Source organism: Bacillus sp. PAMC28748 (genome assembly GCF_014250415.1).
GTDB lineage: Bacteria > Bacillota > Bacilli > Bacillales > Bacillaceae > Bacillus > Bacillus licheniformis.
Genome location: NZ_CP060192.1, coordinates 2,193,729 through 2,208,950, shown reverse-complemented (window position 1 = coordinate 2,208,950; position 15,222 = coordinate 2,193,729). Strand labels below are relative to the sequence as shown.

Sequence of the window (15,222 nt, the reverse complement as noted above, 5' to 3'; positions counted from 1 at the left end):
CCATTCATAATAAGAGCAGAAAAGTTCCGTCCGCATGTGCTCCTGCGGAACGGCTCGCCGCATCGGTGCAGATGACAACAAGGGATCAAGGATGAGAGGGGGATTTTAATGAGAACGCTGATCATGATGGGGGTCATCCTCGCGTTTCTCGTATCCATATTTACTGCCGGATACGAAAGCAAACCCGGAAAGTAAAATTAAAAAAGAAAAAAGGATGGCTCACTTTTAAAGCCATCCCTTTTTTCACAACATAACACTGTTTTATTGCTGTTGATCCTCATTTACCTCAGACTTCGGAGATACCCGGTAGCTGCTCTTGTATTCAACTTTCTCAATCTTGCATCCCGGTCCTATATGCACGCGGTTTCCTCTGACCATTCGGGCCGCCGTGTTTTCCAGGTAAATATCGTCTCCTTCAATCGTCCCTGCCGAGAGAGTACCTCCGTTTCTATTAAACAACAGCCCGCGTTTATTGACGATCTTAATATCCGTACCGCCGATATCGCCAATCGAACTGTTTCCGTACTTTAAGCCGATGTCAATCACACCTGCGTTCAGGAGGCCCTTTACATCCAGGCTGCCCGTCAGTTTAAAATCCTCTGCCTCGCAATCGCCTCTTACGTTCAGGGCGCCTTTGACATCGCAAGTGTCAGCCGTCATATTTCCCCCGATATTGATGATGCCTTTCACGGCTGCATCGCTGATCTCGGCGTTCTCAGAAACATCCGCCGTGCCGTATACTCTGGCTTTGTCAGCTTTCAGCCTCCCCCGGATCTCTGTTTCCCCGTGTACACTAAAGCTTTTAATTTTCGCGTCGCCTGACAGTTCGCTTGTACCGTGTGTACTGAATTTTTCGCAATCAATGTTTCCCGTGATCATTCCTTCACCTCTAATGAGAACACGATGGAATGATCCGCCCCCCGCGCTTCCGGATCCGTGTATTTTCAAGTCGTGTTTCTTCATGTCCTATCCCTCCGCTATAATTTCCTTTTCTCTCCGACTTTTGCCGTTTCGGCCACCCGGATATCTTCCTTATACTCAATCAGGCCGATGTCGCAATTTTCGCCGATGATAACCGAATTGCCGCGGACAACTTTTGCGGTCGTATTGGCAAGTTCGATATGATCCCCTTCAATCAGCTCGGCAGACAGCCTTGGAGGAGAAATAAGCTCCGATAAAAACGAGAACAGCTTCGATTGATGTGCAGTGCAGACGATCCTCCGGCAGCCGATTTCTTTCACTTTACTTTCGCCGCCGTGAACCTTAATTTCGATTTGCTCCGCGTTTAACAGCCCGTCGATTGTAAAATAGCCTTCTGCAGAAAAATGTTCCACTTGGCAGTCTTTGCCGATCGACGTTTTTCCGCGAACGATCGCTTCGTCGCCTTTCACATGTCCGCTAATGCCGGCGTAGCCTAAGATTTTAAGCTTTTCTGCTTCGACATCGCCATCCACTTTTGCAGAACCATCAATTCTAACCTTTGAAGCCTCGATGGCGCCGTTTAGTTTTGCATGGCCGCTGATTCTCAGCTCATCCGCTTTTACGTCTCCGTTTACAGTCCCGGTGCCGCTGCAGCTGAACCTTTCGCAGTCAATATCGCCGTTAATCGTACCTTTGCCGTTTAACTCAACCGTTTGATACGCGCCTCCGCCTGAACTGCCGAATCCGTTTATCAATAAATTCTCCATCTTTGATCCTCCAATTACATGAATTTTGTTTTCAATTCTTCACTGCTCGCCGCCAGATTGATGTCAGCGGCTACCTTGACTCCCTTTTCCAACACAATGCTGCCCTCGGCAATCAGACATGTTGCAACGCCGAGCTTCCGGAGCACAAGCAGCCTTCCCTTGTTTTCCGCCTCGTTCGACATGATGACATCCAGCACCATTTTCCCTTCATCCAGGCTGATGTCGCCGGATTGAAGCAAGCCTTCCAGCACATAAGCCGCAAGTGCTTCTGTCAAATTAAATGGATGATCGCGTTTTCCGGTGCATTCTTCAAAAAACGCCATGACCGCTTCTGAAACGATGCCTTTTTTTAGCAGCTCCCCGCGGCTCGCGTTTAGTTCGGTCAAATCGGGCGAAAACATTTCCGCCATCTCATCAAGGGAAAGGTTTTCTTTCATGCTTTGAATGGTTTCAATTCTTTTTAAAATGTCTTCCCTCGGAAAAAACGTTTCTTGTCCGGTGAACGTAGACTTCCGGATAAACCACTCTTCAGGTATTAAATTTTTCCGTTTCCATCTATAGAGCTGTCCGTACGAGATCGAAGTCAAATCCAGCAGCTCTTTTTTTGAAATTAAATCATCCTGAACCATCTGTTTCAGCTCCTTCACACACATTGTAACATAACACTGTTACATTGGAAAACAAAAAAAGAGCCCCTTTTGAAAAAGGGCTCTTTACCTATTAAGTCAAATCTCTGTAATTCTGCTGGCGAAGCGCCTCATACACGAGGATTGCCGCAGTGTTTGATAAGTTCAGTGATCTGACGTGCTCTGTCATCGGCAGGCGCAGACAGCGATCCATGTTTTGTTCGATCAGCTCTTTCGGCAAGCCGTTCGTCTCTCTGCCGAAGACAAAGAAGTAATCTTCGTTTTGATCTGAATAATCAAATGAAGTGTGCGGTTTTTGACCGAACTTTGTAATGAAGAAAAAACGGCCTTCAGGATGGGCATCAAACAATTCATCCAATGAGTCGTGGTAGACGACATTGACGAATTCCCAATAATCAAGACCTGCCCGCTTGAGCATTTTATCGTCGGTTGAAAAGCCGAGCGGTCTGATTAAATGAAGTGTTGTATCTGTTGCTGCACAAGTCCGTGCGATATTTCCTGTGTTTGCAGGAATTTCTGGTTGATATAGTACGACATGCAATGCCAAAGTATTCACCTCTGTTTTTCTAATCCGCTGTTTATTATACCACTCATTTCGATTTTGTCGTATCATCTGATATATGAAAAAACGCATATCGAATCGATGAAGTATAAGCAGGCGAATCTTCGTAAGACCAGTACCTCATCCGGCAGTCGTGCGTTTGCGCGTTCACCAGCGGCATATTGCTTTTATCCTTCGCTGTCACAAGGGCCACGTGGTCAAATCTGCCGTCTCCGTTAAAATCATAGCAGATGACATCGCCTTCGATCAGCTCTTTCGCAGCCGGCTTTTGAACCGCTCGGAGACCGGCTTTTGAATGCTTCAAAAAGGTTCTGAGCGAATGAGCGACAGTCCAGCTGTAGCTCCAGGAATGGTTTTGCATCCACCAGCCCTTGCCTCTGTTCGGATAGCCGCGCATCGGCGCATCTCCGGCCCTTATGCACTGGGAAATAAAGTTTGTGCAATTGTCTTCAAAGTTTTTATAAGCAGGATTTCGTTTATTCCAATACGTTTCAGCATAGCGCACCGCGGCAAGCCGGTCATAGCGGAACGCCCTTCCCAGCAATTCGCGCATATCTTCATCGCCGTTTTCAGGCTCAGGATGAGACTGTGCGGCCGGACGCAGGGCCTCGGAGTCTTTAATGACCATCTGATCATACAAAAGGGCGTTTCTGTCTTCCATATGTTCTTCCATATACATATCATCCCCGTCTTTGCACAAATATGCGGTATGGGTTTGATAGTTCACATGTGACGCGCCGTCTTCATCAAGCCAATGCTCTTTTACAGCCGCTTCTATATTGGCCTTCACGATATGCACGCCGCGTTTTTGAAAAAGCCTCCGCTTCCGTTCAATGACTTCAAAACCTCCGGCATCCCGCCAGTTTGTTTCATCATTGCCGTTAATTAAGTATTGAAGTCTGGCTTTCAGGAGCTGCTCGATGATCTGTTTCAAGGGCTACACCACCATATGTTTGTTAATTCGTTTCTCATCATTAAACATATGTCAGGACAGCCCTCAATTAGTCGCACTCGTTTCTTTTAACAGGCCGATGCCTTTTTGAATTTCAGCTTTTGCGTCTTCATCCTGCTCGTGCGCGAGCGCGCGCTCCAATTCACTCATCACATCCGCTCCGCCGATCTTTCCGACAGCCCATGCGGCGGTTCCCCTGATGACCGGCCGCGGATCTTTGTGCATCAGCTCAATCAGTTCAGGGAGAGCGTCCGTTTCTTTAAAATGGGCAAGTGCGATAATCGCATTTCTCTGAATCGGCTTTTTGCCTCTCCATGAGCCGGCCACGTGGCCGAACTTTTCTTTGAATTCGCGATTCGACATCGTCAGAAGCGGCTTTAAAAGCGGCTTGGCAATCTCAGGGTCCGGCTCCATTTCAGGATGCAGATGAAAATCGACCCCTTTATTTTTCGGGCATACCATCTGGCACGTATCACAGCCGTAGATCCTGTTTCCGATTTTCGTACGGAACTCGTCAGGCAGAAAACCCTTTGTCTGCGTCTGAAAAGCGATGCAGCGCTGGGAGTTGAGCTGCCCAGGCTTGACGAGCGCGCCGGTCGGGCATGCCTCGATGCACTTGTTGCATGAGCCGCATTGGTCTTCGATCCTCTCATCAGGCTCAAAGGGAATATTCGTAATCATTTCCGCCAAGTAAACGTAAGATCCGAATTCAGGCGTAATGATCATGCAGTTCTTTCCGCTCCAGCCGATGCCCGCACGCTCTGCGACAGCTCTGTCTGAAAGCTCACCGGTGTCCACCATCGACTTCGTTCTGACATCGCTTCGCTGTGCTTTCAAAAATTCTTCAAGCTGATCAAGCTTTTCGCGCAGGACATGATGATAATCCTTTCCCCAGGAAGCTCTGCAAAAGATGCCCCTTCGTTCGCCTTTCTTGCTTCTCGGCGCGTCTTTCATTTTTGAGGGGTATGCAAGGGCGATGGCGATAATCGACTTCGCCTTCGGCAAAAGCAGATCCGGGTTCGTCCGTTTTTCAAGATCGGGTTCTTCAAAGCCTGATTCATAGCCAAGGGCCCGGTTCTCAATCAATCGTTCTTTTAATGTTTCAAATGTATCTGCACTGGCGAACCGGATTTTATCAATGCCGATTTGCTGTGCGAATTCGATGACATCCTGTTTCAGTTTTTTCACATCCATCGCGCAGAGCCTCCTTTCTTTGTTTTCGTTTTCGCTCTCTGTATAATAGAGTGTACCATGACACGGGAGTTGAATTAAAATTGGAACTTCGTTTGCAAATTGCGCCTGCTATTTTAAACCGCATTCCTTCATTTAAGGTTGGCGCTGTGTTATATCAAGGTATTGAGATCAACGGCTCCCCGCAAATGCTTAAAGGCCGGCTCCGCCTTTTTCAGGAATCGCTGTTTTTTGACTATGCCGACCGCAGTATCGAAGATGAATCGGCCGTAAAAGAATGGCATGATGCCTTCAGGGAGCTGAATCCGTCTTTTTCAGGCCGGGAAAGCGGACTCGAACGGATGCTGGAAGACATCAAAGAGCAGCGCTTTGTCGAGCCGAAAAATTCGGCGGTTGATCTGAGCCGTTTTTTCTCTCTCAAATATTTGATTCCGGTTCATATATATGACGCCCGGAATTTGAAGGGTCCGATCAAAATCGAACCCGGCGGCCCGGACGAGATCATCACGTTCTCCGATGATGCGGGAGCATTCGGCACGATCACCGAAAACCTCAGTCTTCATCATGCAGGAGCGGACACAAAAGATGCCTTGCAGCTCGTCTTTTTCAGGCCGTCATTATCTAAAGAAGAAGCCAGCCGGCTGCTCGATTCTTTGACAAAAATGTTTGAACAAATTCACGGCGGCAGGCACATTTCAGCCGTCTTTCCGTAAAAACCTGTTCTTGAAAAGAGCAGGTTTTTTATGATGATTTCATACATGAAAAAACGCAATGCTTCGTTTAATCTGAGAAACGAAACACTGCGTTATAAACAGTATGTATGGAGCGGGTGATGGGAATCGAACCCACGACATCAGCTTGGAAGGCTGAGGTTTTACCACTAAACTACACCCGCATATGATCACTAAAAACAACATCATCGTTTTGACTTTTATTATGTTACACGTTTATTAAAATTTCGTCAAGGGTATATTAAAAATTTGTCGAAAAAAAAACGCCGATTTAACATCGGCAGCTTTTTTCCGGACATTGACAGATTACCAGCTGGATTTCTTCACACCTGGAATCTGACCTTTATATGCTAATTCTCTGAACGCGATCCGCGACATTTTAAACTTTCTCATATATCCTCTCGGCCTTCCGGTCACTTCGCAGCGGTTATGCAGCCTTGCTGGCGCCGAGTCGCGCGGAAGCTTGCTCAAAGCTCTGTAATCGCCTTTTTCTTTTAGTTCTTTTCTGAGTTCTGCATATTGTTCAACAAGCTTTTGGCGCTTTTTTTCTTTAGCAATTTTTGATTTCTTGGCCACTCTGAGTATCCTCCTTTATTCCAAAGCGTAATGATTACGATTTAAATTTACCACAACCTGACTGCCGATGCAAATAAAAAAAGCCTGCCTCAGGGAAGCAAGCTCTTTTAAGATTCACCCTTTTTTTTCTGATAAATTGATGAAATCGCAGCCGTTATAATAAAAATGCCGATAAACAGCCCGATCATAATGAAGAAAAAGTTTGGCTTCACCTGGAATGAAAAAGCCGATTCGCTCTCCATGACAAACGACAAACTGTTAAACAAGATATCATTGCTCGTTTGATTTGAAAAAAGGTGATAAAACAAAAGCGCAGCCGCAAGCATCGGAAATGCGAGAAAGCTTGAGAAACTGGCAAAGATTAGTCCCTGCTTTAAAGAGTTTGTATTCATGATGATTTACCTCCAATTCCTCTGATCATCAGCTGTTTCATAATCGACTTTCCGTCACCCATAAACGGAAGCAGATACATCATATGCAAAGCATAGGTGGAAAAGAACAGCAGCACTCCGACGGAAACCGCGTTTTCCTTAAGAAAAAAGACCGTAAACAGCACGCCGGCTATTCCGAGCACACCTGGAACAAGCGGTCCCAACGCCGTAATCCAAATCGACCTTTTATCATGCAGCGACATGACAGGGCGGACAAATTTGACTGACATCATATCAGCCGCTAAAAACCCCTGCGGGCCGTTCCTGCCGGCAGCTTTCCGGTGCGCGATGCCGTGCACCACTTCATGAAGCGCCGTTCCGGTAATCAACCCGAAATAGACGACGGAAAAATAAGCCGCGATGCCGACGATCGATCCATCCGGAACAACGGTGTACGCTGCAAGCGACAACATCAAAAAGACGAGCCAGAACACGATGATTTTCTTAGAAATCACTTGCAGAAACTTTATGTACAACAGCAGAAACGAATCAGAATGGCTTGAAAACCTCTCCTTGTAGCGGATATGATACTGGCTGAAGAATTGATAAAGCACTCCCGCAAAAGACGGGCCCTCTCCGTACCTCCAATTGATCAAATAACGGCGGTTGAGCCCTGTCAGCAATTCGTGCAAATCTTTCTGCAGCACCTCTTCCCTGACATTAAACACACCTTTGAGAGCTTCGGCAATCTCCAGCTCGTCTTTTTTCCCGTCGACTTCCTTCAGCATTTGATAAGCAGTCGGATTAATGGGAAAATCAGCATCAAGATCATGATCTGAAATATGCTTCCGATTCAGTGTCACATGCTCTGGGAAATAGGGAATTTTTTTGATTCCGGCCAGCGAGTTCAACATATTAATGATCATAATGGTACCTCCATTTAAACCCTCCGTATAAAAGCAGGATCAGCAGTAATTCAAGGCACGGTATGAAAAACAGCAGCGCTTCGCCCGTGACGTTATCAACCGCATAATTCACGATGAAAAACAGCGGAATCAAAAAGAGCAGGAGCATTCCGAAAGAGAAGATCCCCATATAAGGGTTGTTTCGGTCAAGCGGAAAAATAATGCCCGCTAAATAGAACATCGCAATCGAGTTTAAGATCACAGCAACCGTCTTTAAAAAGACCGGAAAGCTCTCCGGGAAAGTCCACGTCAGCACGGAAAACAAAAAGAGCTGAATGAGGCCGAGCATACAGAGCCCGAGATATTTTGACCACAGTACCGTTGCCGTTTTTAAATGAAGCGCCTTATACATCTGCATCATCCGCAGATCGTTGCCAAATGAATTGAAGGCGATGATACCTGTCACGCCTCCCAGAACCAAATAGCTCTCACCGGTAAATCCAAACTGAAACTTGTATTTCAAAAAGCATAGAGCCAAAAGCAAAAAAATGAAGTTTAAAATATTTTCTTCATTTCGGGCTTGAGACTTTATTTCTTTCACCGCCAAAGACAGCGGCTTTGATGACGGGATTTTAATAAATGAAAACAGTTTAGATGATTTTTTTTCAGTGAGGATCGGCACAACATTCAGCGACATAAAAGAGGCCGTGACTGCTGCTGTCAAGATCAGCACAATCGGAATGACGCCGGCATCCGACGCCTGACCGTTCAGCATGAGAAACAGCGGCGCTGCAAAATATGTCAAATGATAATCAAAAGACGAATAAGCGTTCTGAATGTTTCCAAGATCGAATGATGTGATTCCGTAAAACACGGCTAACACGACAAGGACAAACATTGAAAAAAACTTTTGCAGCGGAAAGCCGAATTTTAAAATCAACATATACACCAAGTTATAGACAAGATTGAGAAGCGAAAAGAAAAAGATGATCTGTACAAAAAGAAGTGCAAAAAACGCAAAAGCAAACCAAAACCCAACACCGCTGGCGACAAAGTTCGGAATCAGCAGAATGAAAATCATAAACAGGACAAGAAATGAAACCGCTCCGGCAAACGGGATGAAATATCCGAGGCTTCTCTGGAAGGCCGTCAGCGGAAACCAGCTGAGCTGCATGGAAAAGCTGTGCTGCTCTGGCGTCCTTACTTTAAATAAAATGAAGAAAACAAATGTAAAAATCGACGCGTTCATAAACATGGAAATCACGAACAATCCGAGAGAACGAACTTCGCCGTTCAGAAACGCGCTTAAAAACATGCCTGTAAAACTGTAGCCGATGATGCTTCCCATCGTTACCGCCAAAAGCAAAAAAAGCACGGCGATCGCTTTTTTTGTACCGGTATTAAAGAGCTTGCCCATTTCCTTCTGCCACATTTTCAGCATCATTTTAGAAATTTCGAATGATTTGATCAAAATGAGCACCCCTATCACTCAGCATCGAAGCTTTTAAGAATACTTCTTCAAGTGAATCGCTGTTATATTTAGCCTTCAATTCTTTCACTTTTCCTTCATCCATTTTGACGCCTTTTGATAGAATTGCTATCTTATCGCACAGTTCTTCCGCAGAAAGCATGTCATGGGTGGCCAGCAGTATCGACCCTTGCGTGGCCGCATAGCGCTTCATCAGCTTTTTCGTATTGATGACCGCTTCTATATCGAGCCCGCGAAACGGCTCATCCATAATGACAAATTCGCTCTCCAGCATAAAAGCGGCGATCAGCTGCGTCTTTTTTTTCATTCCGTGCGAGTACGTTTCAATCGGCTCCTGCAAAGCCTCTTTCATATCGAAAAGCTCGATTAATTGTTTCCGTTTTTCATTTGATGTACAATGATACATAGAAGATACAAAATCCAAATATTCTGCGGCTGAAAGGGCGTCCGGCAAAAGGAGTTCATCGGGAACGTAGGCGAATTTCTGCTTGAATTCCGCCGTCGTGTTCGGCAGGTCATCCAACAGAATGGTTCCTTCGGTAGGCGTGATGATTCCTAAAATGGAGTTAATGATCGTCGTCTTCCCTGAACCGTTCGGACCCGCTATCGCGACGATCTGGTTTTTTTCGATTTTTATATGAAACCCGCTAACGGCAGTCACATTGTTTTTATATGTTTTAGACAGATGATCTATTATAAACATAATGCCTCCAGGGTATGATTAATGTCAGGAAAAGCTTAACCGCCCCCCACAGACGGTTAAGCCTCATCAAATATGTCTTGTTGTTGTGAACAGATACTTAAGTATGGCTATTTCCTACATTCGATGCTGACCTGCAAACCGCTGACCCATTTGACGGATCCCGTGAAGCTGCCGTTTCCGTTAGCCACACACCATACAGCGGCGCCAAGAACAACAGTTGCTCCAAGTGCCAAAAGCACTGCAACAAACACCAAGAACCAAGCCTGATCTTCGATCGACGGATTGACAGAATAGTCAACCTGAGGTGCTGCGTATGTCATTTTTCCCCCTCCTTTCTATCAAGTAACCAAAGAGTAACATATCCAAAATCATACTGAAATCTATGAAATTTCCTATTTCATAAACACTACGTTCCAACTATTTATTTAAGGATCTCTTGGTTTTTCAATCTAATGTCCCACCCTTTTCGGCTTGAATGAGAAAATTTAAGCCCCGTTTCCATTTTACGAAGCCTGTATAATCTATTTGTCTTATTTTCCCTCCTTCTTTTTCTCTTATTTTTTCTCTTTATAAATCTCGCGCCATACAAGGAGTTCGAGAAAAAAGAACTGGATAATAAGCCCTTTCTTCTCCCGGAATCCAGAAGCCAAAATACCCTCAAAGTCCTTTTTTTAAAAAAACGAGATGATTCTATTTTATCTATTCCATTTCTGTTATTTTTATGTATAAATTTAAATGTTGCCGTTACAAACCTGCCGATCCTAGATCAAAAGATATTGATTACATTGTAAAAACAAGTTAACATTATGTCAAATCTATTTAACAATATGTCAAATATACTATATAAACGAAGAATTGCAGGTGGTAGGATGAACAACAGGGTAAGAGAATTGAGAGCAAGATACGGGTATTCACAGGAAGCCCTTGCAAAGGCGATCGGGGTTACAAGGCAGACGGTTGCGGCCATTGAAAAAGGCAATTACATACCGTCGCTTCTTTTGGCTTTGAAAATTTGCAAGGAATTTCAATTAAAAATGGAAGACGTATTTTGGCTAGAGGGGGACAAAAACGAATGAATATGATAACACGGACTTTCTTTCACATCCTTCTGTTCGGACTCGCATGCTGGACGTTTATAACCTTTTTCCACACATCGGAACAAATTGCCAAAAGCCTGAAAACAAACGATTCAGAGCTTCATTTTGTGTTTAATCTGATTCCCATCCTTCTCTTTGGGCTCGTCCTTTCGATTTACACATACTTGGAGAAAAAAAGCGGTTCACGCAAGCAGCGCTTTATGCTCGTCCCCGACGAATTTAAAGAGCAGGATGAAAGAGAGCAGATGATTACCGCAAAAGCATGCAGAACATCATATATCGTGCTGTATGTGGCGATGCCGGTCGCAGCGCTTTTATTGATCTTTTATCCGTTTTTCCAAGTCAGGATTCCGTCTTTTCCGATTATCGTCATCTTTATGCTGATCATTATTCAGCATCTTTCATATATGTTTTCATTTTATAAAAACAGATAAAAAACTCCAGAATGTCTGGAGTTTTTTTATTTAAACGGTTTTTTCTTTTTGCCTCGACGGAAAATGGTCATTTCCGATGACTTCGCCTGATGCTTTACTTTGAAGTTTCGTTCGAAACGGAAGGAGCGGAAAAACCTTTTCTGCAAAATGGTACGCTTCTTCAAGATGTGGATAACCTGAGAAGATAAAGGACTCAATGCCGATGTCGGCGTATTCTTTTATTCGGCTGGCTACCGTTTCCGGATCACCGACGAGCGCTGTTCCCGCTCCGCCTCTGACCAGTCCGATCCCCGCCCAAAGATTCGGGCTGATCTCAAGATTGCTTCTGTTTCCCTGGTGAAGCTGAACCATCCTCTTTTGTCCTGATGAATCCATCCGTTTCATCGCGTTTTGGGCTGCGGCAATCGTTTCATCCTCCAAGCGGCTGATCAGTCTATCCGCCGCCTGCCAGGCCTCTTTTTCCGTTTCCCTGACGATCACGTGCAGCCTGATTCCAAAACGGACGGTTCTCCCTTCTTTTTCAGCCTTCTTTTTGACAGATTGGATTTTTTCTTTGACGAGATGAGGCGGCTCTCCCCATGTCAAATAGACGTCCGCGTGTTTGGCGGCAGTCTCCTGCCCGGCCTTTGACGAGCCGCCAAAATAGATTGGCGGATGAGGCTGTTGGGCGGGCGGGAAAAGCAAGCGCCCGTTTTCAGTCTTCAGGTGTTTCCCTGAGTAGCTGACGGTCTCGCCTTTTAAAAGCGACCGCCATATGTCGAGAAACTCATTTGTCGCTTCATACCGTTCATCATGGCTGATAAACAGGCCGTCGCCGGCTAATTCATACGGATCACCGCCGGCGACCACATTGATGAGAAGCCTGCCCTCTGCAAGACGATCGAATGTCGAAGCCATCCGCGCCGCAACCGACGGCTGCATCAAACCGGGTCTTACAGCGACCAAAAACTTCAGATTTTTCGTGACTGACGCCAGAGCGGCTGCGGTAATCCACGGGTCTTCGCACGATCTTCCCGTCGGAAGAAGAACCCCTGTATACCCAAGCCTGTCAGCCGCCTGCGCCACCTGCTGAAAGTAGGTGTGATCTGCGGCTCTTCCTCCCGTGTTTGTACCAAGATAACGTCCGTCGCCATGAGTCGGAATAAACCATAAAATGTCCAAAAAGATCTCCCCTTTACTTTTTGTTTCCTTGATAGCTGTTTCTCCAGCCAAGGCACTTTTTTTCCAGAATTCTGACGAATGAATCCGTCAGCTTGCCGACGGCGGCAAAAATCAAAATCCCGACAAACACCTTATCGGTTTGCGAAAACTGTCTGGCATCCATAATCATATAGCCGACTCCAGCGCTTGATCCCATCAGCTCGGCAACAACAAGGCCCAGCCACGATACGCCGAGCGACAGGCGGATGCCTAAGAGAATGTTCGGGAGCGATGCAGGAAGAATGAGCTTTGTCACCTGCTTCAGCCAATGGAACTCCAATACCCTCGCCACATCGAACAGTTTCGAATCGACGCCCCTGATCCCTGAAAATGTGTTGATATATACCGGGAAGAAAGCCCCAAGAGCGATCAAGAGCACCTTTGACAGCTCATCGAAACCGAACCATAAGATAAACAGCGGCGTGACGGCGAGATGCGGAACGGTTCTCAGCATTTGCAGAGAAGGATCGAGGTAATCCTCGGCAATTTTCGAAAACCCGATTACAAGCCCCAGCAGGAGCCCGAGCCCGGCCCCCAGGAAAAAGCCGAGCGCGGCGCGCTGAATGCTGATGCCTAAATGAGTGAAAAGCTCTCCTGATACGATAAAATCCCGAAATGTAAGCAATATATCTAAAGGAGCCGGAAGCACGGTTTTTGATATGAGCTCCAATGACCCGACAAGCTGCCATAATAAAATCAACATGACGGGTAATACAAATCCCTTCCCCCATGCCAGCCGAAAAGCGGCCGGTCTCAGTTTTGCGCCTGTTTTCGGCTGGATCGAGGGGGTGCTTGATGAAACAGCTCTCATTTGTCATCTCCTTCTTTCAGCGCTATTTTTATAAATGAATTGTCGACCACTTCTTTTACATCAATCTCTTTGTTAATCGCTTTTAATTTGTATTGAAAATCGGCGGTCTCCTGCTGTGTTTGAATGATGCGGTCTGTGATCGGCTCATTTAACGGTTCGGTGTTATTCAGCACGTTTTCAACGACCTCTTTGTCGAGGTTTTTAATTTTTGCGTACGCTTCAACCGCTTCTTTCTTATGGGTTTTCTGCCATTTCACGGCCTTGTCATACACCTTCAGAAAACGAATCACCTCATCCGGATGCTGTTCGGCGAATTTGCTTCGTACAAGCGTAAAACCCGGGGAATACTTGTCGATTTGTTCCCCGTCAACCAATATGTCCGCGTCACTTTTGATCGTTTTAAGAGACAAAAACGGCTCCCAAATCGACCAGGCGTCAATCGCTCCGCTGTCAAATGCCGGCATGGCTTCGTCAGGCTGAAGCTGAATGATGTTGACGTCTGTTGGCTTCAGACCCGCTTTATCGATCACTTTATACAGGAAATCGAACCCGCTGCTGCCTTTTGCCACCGCCACCTTCTTTCCTTTCAAATCTTTTATGTCATCGATTCCGCTCCCTTTTTTCACAAGAATGCCGTTCGCCTTTAAACCGTCTTGAGAAAGGCCGATTTCTTTAAAATCAATGCCAGCCGCCTGCCCTGCGATCACCGGTGAATTTCCGACTTGGGAAAAATCGAGTTTATCCGCGGCAAGACCTTCAAACTGCGGCGGACCGCTTTGAAACTCTGTCCATTTCACTTTAATTCCTTCTTTTGCGAACTCTTTTTCAAACCAGCCTTTTTCTTTCGCAAGGAGCAACGGGCTTAAGCTTTGCTGCACTCCGATGTTGATCTCTTTTAAATCTCCGCCCCCTTCACTTGATTTGGCTGCTGAACAGCCCGCAAGAAGCAACAGGCAGCCCAGCACATACAACGGCCATTTTTTCACGTTTTTCCGCTCCTTTCTGCTCAAATTCCTGAACCTTCCTGAAAGCTGAATGTTTCCGTTGTCTCGAACTCTTTCAGCACCTTTTGTCTAATTGTTTGAAAAACGGGCGATGTTCTGCTGCGCGGAAAAGGCAGATCGACCGGAATCAGCTTGTGGATTCTCCCCGGCTTTGCCGTAAGAATTGCGATCCGGTTGGCTAAATACACCGATTCGTCAATATCGTGCGTCACGAGGATCATCGTCATCTTCTTTTCTCTCCAAATGTCTGTCAGTACATCCTGCAGATGCTTTCTCGTAAAGGCGTCCAAGGCACCGAAGGGTTCATCAAGCAGCAAAATCTCAGGCTCCCTGAGCAAAGCCCTGGCAATCGCGACCCGCTGCGACATTCCGCCGGACAGCTCGCGCGGGTACTGTTTCTCCGCACCTTTCAGCCGTACCGTTTCAATCAATTCATCGACTTTTTTTTGCACTGCTGGTTCTTTCAGGCTTAAATCTGCGGCGATATTTTGCTCAACCGTCATCCATGGAAAAAGCCGATGCTCCTGAAAGATGAAGCCTTGCTGAATCCCCGGGCCCTTGATTTCTCTTCCTTTCATGCTGATTCGTCCTTCATAATCCCCGTCAAGACCGGCAGCGATTTTTAAGAGCGTACTTTTTCCGCACCCGCTCGGACCGATGACAGTCAAAAATTCGCCGTTTTCGACCGTAAGCTTCACGTCTTGGAGCACGCTTGTTTTAAAGCTGCCTTTTCCAAATGCTTTTTCATTCACACGAATTGATAAAGACATCTTGTTCTCCTTTCTTTTCTAAAACTGAAAATAAAAAGCTCTTATCCCAATTGAGATAAGAGCCTTCGGTTGACCGATCAGCGCTGATGGA

Annotated in this window: 19 protein-coding genes and 1 tRNA gene; 3 read left to right on the top strand and 17 right to left on the bottom strand. The window is 46.0% G+C overall.

The window, feature by feature from the left end:
- Positions 1 to 261 precede the first annotated feature (261 nt).
- The 6 genes from H7F26_RS11295 to queG form a co-directional block, all read right to left on the bottom strand.
- A complete protein-coding gene (locus tag H7F26_RS11295; RefSeq protein WP_003180026.1) occupies positions 262 to 963 on the bottom strand; it encodes a hypothetical protein in 702 nt (233 codons plus the stop codon).
- Between the two features lie 14 nt (positions 964 to 977).
- Positions 978 to 1,688: a polymer-forming cytoskeletal protein gene (locus H7F26_RS11290; protein WP_003180023.1), complete on the bottom strand. Its 711-nt coding sequence runs from the start codon at positions 1,686 to 1,688 to the stop codon at positions 978 to 980.
- Between the two features lie 14 nt (positions 1,689 to 1,702).
- A complete protein-coding gene (locus tag H7F26_RS11285; protein WP_003180021.1) occupies positions 1,703 to 2,317 on the bottom strand; it encodes a YhbD family protein in 615 nt (204 codons plus the stop codon).
- Positions 2,318 to 2,408: 91 nt separating this feature from the next.
- Positions 2,409 to 2,891 carry a tRNA (uridine(34)/cytosine(34)/5-carboxymethylaminomethyluridine(34)-2'-O)-methyltransferase TrmL gene (gene trmL / locus H7F26_RS11280; protein WP_085959525.1) on the bottom strand — a complete coding sequence of 161 codons (483 nt, stop codon included), beginning with the start codon at positions 2,889 to 2,891 and terminating at the stop codon, positions 2,409 to 2,411.
- Positions 2,892 to 2,925: 34 nt separating this feature from the next.
- Positions 2,926 to 3,831 (bottom strand): amidase domain-containing protein, encoded by a 906-nt coding sequence (locus H7F26_RS11275; protein ID WP_009328996.1) that lies wholly within the window; start codon positions 3,829 to 3,831, stop codon positions 2,926 to 2,928.
- A gap of 63 nt (positions 3,832 to 3,894) precedes the next feature.
- Positions 3,895 to 5,043, bottom strand: a complete 1,149-nt coding sequence (gene queG / locus H7F26_RS11270; protein ID WP_003180014.1) for a tRNA epoxyqueuosine(34) reductase QueG — start codon at positions 5,041 to 5,043, stop codon at positions 3,895 to 3,897.
- 80 nt (positions 5,044 to 5,123) lie between these two features.
- On the opposite strand from queG, the gene H7F26_RS11265 reads away from it, so the two are divergent.
- The gene (locus H7F26_RS11265; RefSeq protein ID WP_009328997.1) at positions 5,124 to 5,753 is read left to right on the top strand and encodes a hypothetical protein; all 630 of its coding nucleotides are present in this window, start codon (positions 5,124 to 5,126) and stop codon (positions 5,751 to 5,753) included.
- Positions 5,754 to 5,861: 108 nt separating this feature from the next.
- On the opposite strand, the gene H7F26_RS11260 is transcribed toward H7F26_RS11265, so the two are convergent.
- The 7 genes from H7F26_RS11260 to H7F26_RS11230 form a co-directional block, all read right to left on the bottom strand.
- Positions 5,862 to 5,935, bottom strand: a tRNA-Gly gene (locus tag H7F26_RS11260).
- Positions 5,936 to 6,077: 142 nt separating this feature from the next.
- Positions 6,078 to 6,347 carry a 30S ribosomal protein S14 gene (gene rpsN / locus H7F26_RS11255; protein WP_003180010.1) on the bottom strand — a complete coding sequence of 90 codons (270 nt, stop codon included), beginning with the start codon at positions 6,345 to 6,347 and terminating at the stop codon, positions 6,078 to 6,080.
- A gap of 107 nt (positions 6,348 to 6,454) precedes the next feature.
- Positions 6,455 to 6,739, bottom strand: a complete 285-nt coding sequence (locus H7F26_RS11250) for a hypothetical protein (RefSeq protein WP_011197680.1) — start codon at positions 6,737 to 6,739, stop codon at positions 6,455 to 6,457.
- Positions 6,736 to 7,644: a PqqD family protein gene (locus tag H7F26_RS11245; protein ID WP_026699457.1), complete on the bottom strand. Its 909-nt coding sequence runs from the start codon at positions 7,642 to 7,644 to the stop codon at positions 6,736 to 6,738. Before H7F26_RS11245 ends, H7F26_RS11250 begins: the two co-directional genes overlap by 4 nt.
- Entirely contained in the window at positions 7,634 to 9,103 is a 1,470-nt protein-coding gene (locus H7F26_RS11240) for a hypothetical protein (protein ID WP_011201596.1), read from the bottom strand. Before H7F26_RS11240 ends, H7F26_RS11245 begins: the two co-directional genes overlap by 11 nt.
- Positions 9,069 to 9,815 carry an ABC transporter ATP-binding protein gene (locus H7F26_RS11235; protein WP_003180002.1) on the bottom strand — a complete coding sequence of 249 codons (747 nt, stop codon included), beginning with the start codon at positions 9,813 to 9,815 and terminating at the stop codon, positions 9,069 to 9,071. The genes H7F26_RS11240 and H7F26_RS11235 overlap by 35 nt, the downstream gene beginning before the upstream one ends.
- Positions 9,816 to 9,922: 107 nt before the next feature.
- Positions 9,923 to 10,135 carry a hypothetical protein gene (locus tag H7F26_RS11230; protein ID WP_003180000.1) on the bottom strand — a complete coding sequence of 71 codons (213 nt, stop codon included), beginning with the start codon at positions 10,133 to 10,135 and terminating at the stop codon, positions 9,923 to 9,925.
- Between the two features lie 549 nt (positions 10,136 to 10,684).
- Between H7F26_RS11230 and H7F26_RS11225 the strand changes: the two genes are divergently transcribed.
- Both H7F26_RS11225 and H7F26_RS11220 read left to right on the top strand, forming a co-directional pair.
- On the top strand, positions 10,685 to 10,891 hold the full coding sequence (locus H7F26_RS11225; RefSeq protein ID WP_003179999.1) for a helix-turn-helix transcriptional regulator: 207 nt from the start codon (positions 10,685 to 10,687) through the stop codon (positions 10,889 to 10,891).
- Positions 10,888 to 11,346, top strand: coding sequence for a hypothetical protein (locus H7F26_RS11220; RefSeq protein WP_003179997.1), 459 nt, complete (start codon positions 10,888 to 10,890; stop codon positions 11,344 to 11,346). The genes H7F26_RS11225 and H7F26_RS11220 overlap by 4 nt, the downstream gene beginning before the upstream one ends.
- Before the next feature lie 30 nt (positions 11,347 to 11,376).
- On the opposite strand, the gene ssuD is transcribed toward H7F26_RS11220, so the two are convergent.
- From ssuD to H7F26_RS11200, 4 genes are read right to left on the bottom strand one after another with little or no spacing between them, the layout of a single operon-like run.
- Entirely contained in the window at positions 11,377 to 12,507 is a 1,131-nt protein-coding gene (gene ssuD / locus H7F26_RS11215; RefSeq protein ID WP_003179995.1) for an FMNH2-dependent alkanesulfonate monooxygenase, read from the bottom strand.
- A gap of 13 nt (positions 12,508 to 12,520) precedes the next feature.
- Positions 12,521 to 13,357, bottom strand: coding sequence for an ABC transporter permease (locus H7F26_RS11210; RefSeq protein ID WP_017475002.1), 837 nt, complete (start codon positions 13,355 to 13,357; stop codon positions 12,521 to 12,523).
- Positions 13,354 to 14,343, bottom strand: coding sequence for an aliphatic sulfonate ABC transporter substrate-binding protein (locus tag H7F26_RS11205; protein WP_035334153.1), 990 nt, complete (start codon positions 14,341 to 14,343; stop codon positions 13,354 to 13,356). Before H7F26_RS11205 ends, H7F26_RS11210 begins: the two co-directional genes overlap by 4 nt.
- Positions 14,344 to 14,363: 20 nt before the next feature.
- Entirely contained in the window at positions 14,364 to 15,131 is a 768-nt protein-coding gene (locus H7F26_RS11200) for an ABC transporter ATP-binding protein (protein ID WP_124932226.1), read from the bottom strand.
- Between the last annotated feature and the right edge of the window lie 91 nt (positions 15,132 to 15,222).